The organism is Alkalibacterium sp. 20 (assembly GCF_001885615.1).
GTDB lineage: Bacteria > Bacillota > Bacilli > Lactobacillales > Carnobacteriaceae_A > Alkalibacterium.
On sequence record NZ_LSRN01000016.1, the window covers coordinates 48678 to 55501 of the forward strand.

The 6824-nt window shown below is 33.8% G+C and carries 8 protein-coding genes and 1 riboswitch; of the genes, 1 reads left to right on the forward strand and 7 read right to left on the reverse strand.

Annotated elements, in window-relative coordinates; all coding sequences use genetic code 11:
* Window positions 1-2: 2 nt before the first annotated feature.
* The 7 genes from AX762_RS12335 to metK all read right to left on the reverse strand — a co-directional run bounded on the left by AX762_RS12335 (window position 3) and on the right by metK (window position 6353).
* Window positions 3-290: a hypothetical protein gene (locus AX762_RS12335; protein ID WP_083432756.1), complete on the reverse strand. Its 288-nt coding sequence runs from the start codon at window positions 288-290 to the stop codon at window positions 3-5.
* A 33-nt stretch (window positions 291-323) separates the two neighbouring features.
* On the reverse strand, window positions 324-560 hold the full coding sequence (locus AX762_RS12340; RefSeq protein ID WP_177244019.1) for a molybdopterin-binding protein: 237 nt from the start codon (window positions 558-560) through the stop codon (window positions 324-326).
* Between the two features lie 157 nt (window positions 561-717).
* Window positions 718-1305, reverse strand: a complete 588-nt coding sequence (pgsA, locus tag AX762_RS02615; protein WP_071847610.1) for a CDP-diacylglycerol--glycerol-3-phosphate 3-phosphatidyltransferase — start codon at window positions 1303-1305, stop codon at window positions 718-720.
* Window positions 1306-1377: 72 nt separating this feature from the next.
* Window positions 1378-2295, reverse strand: coding sequence for a RodZ domain-containing protein (locus AX762_RS02620; RefSeq protein WP_071847611.1), 918 nt, complete (start codon window positions 2293-2295; stop codon window positions 1378-1380).
* A gap of 233 nt (window positions 2296-2528) precedes the next feature.
* Window positions 2529-3815, reverse strand: coding sequence for an EF-P 5-aminopentanol modification-associated protein YfmH (gene yfmH / locus AX762_RS02625; protein WP_256244363.1), 1287 nt, complete (start codon window positions 3813-3815; stop codon window positions 2529-2531).
* A gap of 5 nt (window positions 3816-3820) precedes the next feature.
* Window positions 3821-5077 (reverse strand): EF-P 5-aminopentanol modification-associated protein YfmF, encoded by a 1257-nt coding sequence (gene yfmF, locus AX762_RS02630; protein ID WP_071847613.1) that lies wholly within the window; start codon window positions 5075-5077, stop codon window positions 3821-3823.
* Between the two features lie 88 nt (window positions 5078-5165).
* Window positions 5166-6353, reverse strand: coding sequence for a methionine adenosyltransferase (gene metK / locus AX762_RS02635; protein WP_071847614.1), 1188 nt, complete (start codon window positions 6351-6353; stop codon window positions 5166-5168).
* Window positions 6351-6432, reverse strand: a riboswitch (SMK box riboswitch). (Overlaps the previous gene by 3 nt.)
* A 133-nt stretch (window positions 6433-6565) precedes the next feature.
* Between metK and AX762_RS12945 the strand changes: the two genes are divergently transcribed.
* A partial coding sequence (locus AX762_RS12945; RefSeq protein ID WP_218162455.1) for a hypothetical protein occupies window positions 6566-6824 on the forward strand: 259 nt, incomplete at its 3' end.

Sequence of the window (6824 nt, forward strand, 5' to 3'; positions counted from 1 at the left end):
CCTTAGAATCTCAAGACACGTGACACTAGAACCTGTTCAGTTAAAATGTGCTTAATTAATTCATCCTTCACATGATTCTTTACCATAGATCGAAGTTCTTCAGGTTGTCCTGGTAATAAAATGTAATGATAATCATGGTAATCCACTATCATTCCCACCGCTAAACCTGCATCATATTCCGATGGCATGGAATCAGCTTTTATTAAAGCTTGCAGCTGTTTTTCTTCTGGCATTTTGAAGTACAAATTTTTATGGTAGGGAATGTTCTTCCGTTCTGTTTCTTCATCCAAAATCAAGTCTATAGTTAAATGATTAGAGAGTGTTTATTTTGTAATATCATTTTTTGCTGGTCCTAAACCACCCAATAAGACAATTAAATCCACTCGTTTTTCAGCGTCTTCAATAGCTTGCTTTAAGCGAACCGGATCATCCATTACTGTTACATGATAAAAAACTTCTATGACCAGAGCGACTAGTTCTCTTGATAAAAAAGCAGCATTTGTCTTTACGACTTGTCCTAATAAAGGTTCTGTTCCAATTGAAATGATTACAGCTCGCAAAGTGTTTCCTCCTACTATAACTATTGACCAGTTAAATTTATTCTCACTTTTTTATTTTATCATATGCCTGTTTTTTTTACGGGTTCAAACTACGAATAATAAAAAAAACTTAAAAAGTTAGATCAAACTTCTTAAGCTTTCTGATTAAGTTATGAATTCAGCTTGAAAATGTTCCCTTAAAGACAAATCGCGCTTCATTGAAGTACAAAACACCAGAATAAATAGTGAAAAACAGACAAATGTATAATAACACTGTGCCTACTGGTATTCCAGTGAAGGCAAGAGGGAAATCGTCAAGGAACAGAAATATGATAGCTAGCATTTGAGTGTTTGTTTTTATTTTTCCGGGCCAGGCTGCTGCCATAACTTGACCACCCTGTTCTACTAATAATAGACGTAATCCGGTAACAGCCAGCTCACGGGAAACGATAACAGCTACGATCCAGGCAGGTGCTAATGATAATTCTATCAAAAACACTAAAGCAGTCATGACCAACATTTTATCTGCCAAAGGATCAGCAAATTTACCGAAATTAGAGACAATATTCATCTTTCTAGCCAAATATCCATCCAACCAATCAGTAAAACTGGCTACGGAAAAAACCAGCGCCGCAATCAAATGATTGAGTTCAATGGTCGATGACAAGACTTCTATGGATCCCCAATCAGACGGAATAATTAAGATGATTATAAATATTGGTATCAAAAATATACGAAAAAGGGTTATTTTATTTGGTAAATTCACGCTAAAAACCTCCAGATTCCTAAAAAAAAGACCAGATGTCAAGTCATTAAACACTGGTCTAAATTAATTTATTTATTCAAATTCTAAAAACACTTCTTGTCGAACCTTTTCATTTCCTGAAGACTTGTAAGGGATTTCTTGATTATTTAATTCAATACTTGTCACAGATGCGTTACCAATGACGATAGCAATGTTAGATGCTGTATCATCGAAACTAGTGATAAGTGAATCGCCGTCTCCTACCAATCCTTGATTCGCTGTTTCACCATCAACGGTTATACTTACCCAGGAATCTCCACCTTCAGATATCAAAACCACTTGTTGCTCAGACGGATGAGCACCCGATATTAAATAGGTTGTGACTGTATCCGTGCTAATTGTTTCATCTATTGCTTGCTCTTCGTCAGTTTCTTCTTCGTCAGAATTTTCTTCGCTATCTTCTTCTTGGTTCGTTATATCATCTTGATTTTCTGCTTCACTCGTTGTCTCTTCTTCATCCTGACCGGTAGTTGCCACTTCATTATCATCCACTTCAATGACAGACGCTGACTCATCCTCATTAATAAACGAGTCGAAATCAGAATTATCGACCGTTGAAATGGCTAAATAGATAGCAAAAATTATAGCTATCACTAATAAAATAATGAGCAGTGTCGGTAAACTATCTCTCAGAGTGGCAACAAATCCACTTTTTTTACTTTTTGATCTTGTTTGAGTTTTATCAACACTTTTTGTATAACTCGTATTATTATGGGGCTGAGGTAAAGTATCCATATGTTCTTGAACTAAATCTTCCCCATTTAAACCAACAGAATCAGCATATTGCTTTATAAACGCCCGTGCGTAAAAATTCCCCGGTAAAACTTCCAGATTGCCCTCTTCTACAGCAATTAAATATCTTTTTTGTATTTTAGTCATTTGTTGCAAGTCATCTAAGGTGTATCCCTTAGCTTTTCTAGCTTCTTTAAGCTTCTCTCCAATTTCATTCAATTGATTTCACCTACCTAGCATAATTCATTTGCGAAATATATAATTCGAATCAAATTTTTTTATTATTAATAATCAATCCAAACTAATACCTATCCTTGAAAGTATACCATACGAAATTAAGTGAGTATAGAGTATCAGCAGGATTATAATTAAAGCTCAATATTTTACATTGCAAAGGCCATTTTTATTTACAGAAAATATTTATTGAGTTTTATATCATCCTATCGATACGTTTAACTTTTGCGAGGTTTGACTGAGAACACAGATATTACTTCTTCTCTAAAATAATCACGTGCAATGTTTTTAACCTCTTCAAACGTTATAGACTCCAGTAAAGATAAGCTATCAAAAATCGTGATTTCTTCAAAGGGCAACTCCACAAACTGATGGGCAATAGCTTCTAATGAATTTAACTCTTGAATATACTGACCAGTTAATTTTTTCTTGATCAGAGAAAAATGCTCAATTGTCATATCTTGGCTCCGTTGATCATTAAGTAAAACATGTTTAATGCTCGAAGCTAATTTTTCAGGAAACTTACTATCTCCACCTATGCTGACATAATCAAAACTTCTTTCAAAAATATAATCAAAACTAAAGCTATCATCAATTAATTCATCATTATATAAAGATAAGTATGTTGAAGATGTATCACCAAAAAGTAAGTCTAACAGAATTTCCATTTTAATTATATGTCGAAGTGCTGCTTTTTCTTCTAAATTGTATTTATCACCTTTCACACCTACTAACACTTTAGGTATATTTACTGGAAACCGTGTTTCTCTATATTTAAGAATATCGGTTTCAGCCTCATCAGGAAATGAACGGTCAATAACTACAGGAGGTAGAAATATTTTTGGTTCTTGATTCTCTTTGATGTATTTTATGGCTTCGTTCGGATTTAAATTCCCTATTAGGATCAATTGAACATTGCTAGGATGATAGAAGGTATCATAATTTGTCATCAGCATTTCAACATCAATAGACTGGATACTTTCGACTGTGCCAGCCACATCTATCCGCAAGGGGTGTTTTGGATATAGATTTTCAATTAAACCCAGAGATAAATTCCAGTCAGGATCATCTTTATACATCTGTATTTCCTGAGTAATGATGCTTTTCTCATCTTCCACTGAATGATGAGTAAAATGAGGAGTTTGAACAAAATTTAAAAGAACATCGATATTCTGTTGTAACTTGGATGTAAAAGAACACATATAAGCAGTTTTTGTATTGCTCGTATATGCATTCACTGATGCTCCTTGAGAAGAAAATATATTTGAAACATCACCATCTTCAGTTTCAAATAGTTTATGCTCCAAAAAATGAGCGATACCATATGGAAAGGATTTATATTCAGATTCTCCTCTTGGCATAAACATTTGATCAACAGAACCAAAGTCGACAAATAGTACAGCGTATATCTTTTTATACTCTTTTTTGGGTATTAATTTCACTTGTAACCCATTTTCCAATTTTTCAGTGTAAATATTTTCTTCCAAGTGTTTATATACTTTCATGTCCACTAATTATTCTCTCCAATTAATATATAAGTTGCTTTAAGATCTATTAATCCAGCCAGATCGATAATATCTTTTCTCGAGACTGAATCCAGCTTTTCCATCCACTCGTTTAATGACAAATGTTCTCGTCCAATTAATTCTAAACTAAAGGCTCTCTCTACCATAGAATATGGGGTATCATCTATTTGAAATAATTCATTTTTAATTACTTCTTTTGTTTGTTCTACTTCTTTCTCTGAGAAAACACCATTTTTTATCTCTTCTAGTTGATTCAATATTATTGATTGCACGTTTGCGACTTCTTCGCTCTCAATACCTGCGTAAATAAATAACAAGCCTCTGTAGACATCCACTTCACTTGAAATAGAATAGGCTAAATTTTCTTTTTCTCTCACGATCTGGAATAATTTAGAATGAGGCATAGCACCAAAAAGACCGTTGAATATCAGTCCCGCATAATAATACTTATTATGATAATATATTGGTGTTTTCAATCCCATTGTAAGTAATGTTTGATTAATCTCTTGCGTTTCTATTTTTTTAACAAATGGTTTGTTTTTATGATCTTCATAAAAAGGATTCTCATCTATTAGCGCACGGGACTTGAAATCGAACGGGTGTAACGTTCTCAAAACGGTAGACTCTGTAATATTGCCTACTACATAGATATCTAGTTGGTCTTCATTCAGCATCTCCAAATAAGTATCAAATAGATTAGTGGAAGTTATATCTTTTAGATCAGACTCTTGACCATAACTTGTCATCTGTTGCTCTCTAGTGTCAAAATACAGATTATTCAGCTTGTCTTCAGCATATACTGTTTTGTCATCATATCGTGATGCGAATTCATCTCTCAATTTGTCCACTTCTCTAATAAAAGTTGCTTCTTGAAAATGTCCATTAAATACGTTAGGAAAAGAGATGACCTGATATAAAAATTTCATTACTTCATCAACTATCCCAGTCTCATTTATAACTTTTTCATCAACACATTCCATGTTTAATGACAACACATGGTAATTCCCGTATCTAGCTACGTCTGTAAAAAAGTTAGCTCCGTACAATTCACTGAGTCTTCTTCTAAAATCATTTTGAGTTGGATAAAGCTTACTATTGATATCCATTATATTTGCTAAAAGAGCACGCTTAGTTACTTTTTTTTCTTGAAGTAGTGTTTTAAATCTAAATTGGATAGATATTGTTTTGAATTTTTTAGTTGGCAGAATATGTAAATGTATCCCTTCCCTAATTTTCAACATTTTACTCCTCCATAATGTATATTTATTAATACATTTAAAATGATATAAAAATACAGGATTTCAAAAGAAATCCTGTATTTTCACCACTTTATTTAACAAACTGTAAAAGTTGCTCAATTTTATCTATTTCTTCCCATGGTAACTTAATATCTGTCCTACCAAAATGACCGTAAGAAGCAGTTTGTTTGTATATAGGCCGTTTGAGATCTAGCATTTTGATAATTCCTGCTGGCCTTAAATCAAATATATGTCTTATCGCATTGATCAATAGTGTATTTGGAACTTTACCCGTTCCAAATGTATCGATGGAAATGGATACTGGTTGCGCAACGCCAATGGCATAAGCCAGTTGAACTTCTACTTTATCAGCTAAATCAGCTGCAACAATATTTTTAGCAATGTATCTTGCTGCATAACTTGCAGAACGATCAACTTTAGTAGCATCTTTGCCCGAGAAGGCTCCTCCACCATGACGGGCATACCCACCATAAGTATCTACGATAATTTTTCGGCCTGTCAATCCAGCATCTCCTTGAGGTCCTCCTATTACAAAGCGACCTGTAGGATTGATATAATACTTCGTGTTCCCATCCAAATATTTTTCTGGAATGACCGGTTTAATAACTTTTTCTATTATATCATCTTTTAATTGTTCATTGTTTACATCCGGATGATGCTGTGTACTAATTACAATTGCATCTACGCGCAAAGGTTTGTCATCTTCCCCATACTCTACCGTAACTTGTGCCTTACCATCTGGTCTCAGATAACTAAGCTCTTTATTTTTTCTTACTGTTGCTAGTTGTCTTGTTAATTTGTGACTTAAAGATATAGGGAGTGGCATTAACTCTTCTGTTTCATTAGTAGCATATCCGAACATCAATCCCTGATCTCCAGCCCCAATTTTATCTAGTTCATCATGAACTTCCGACTTATACTCAACAGAGTCATCGACACCCGCCGCAATATCCGGTGATTGGTCATCAATAGACACCAGGACAGCACATGTATCAGCATCAAAGCCGTATTTTGCTCGCGTATACCCAATTTCCCTGATTGTATCTCTAGCAACTTTTTGCATGTCCACATAAGTTTCTGTTCGAATCTCACCGGCAATCAAAACCAATCCAGTGGTAACAATTGTTTCACAAGCCACACGAGCATCAGGATCTTTAGCTAATATATCATCCAAGATTGCGTCACTGATTTGATCAGCTATTTTATCGGGATGTCCTTCTGTTACTGATTCTGATGTAAATAATCTTTTTTCTGTCATTATTATTCCCCCTTATTTTCTCGGTTACAAGGCTTCCGACCGGTTGTGGCCGTCCTATCGGGAATTCTTTGTAAACCTTTATCATTTTAACATATAACCATTAAAGAATCATTGAAATTCGTAGAATCTTCTCTAATCAAGCTTATCTCCTGTTTACTATAAATCTGTGGTAAAATAATAAAAAATATTGCTTTTATGAAAGTAGTGGTTAAGTGACAGACTATAATACCTTCTCCAAAAAAGATAAGTTTTATCCTATAACTTCCAGCATAGTTGGCGTGTTTTTTGCACAACTGCTTACTGATATAACCTTATTGCCCATTTTGGGATTAGTAATATATATATATACGAATATATGGCTAAAAATTTATTGGATCACAAAAAATAAAATACTTTTATATTCAAAAGAAAAAATAATACTTTCAATCTTATTAATTATTGTAATCATATACTATTTCAGCTTAAGTTATT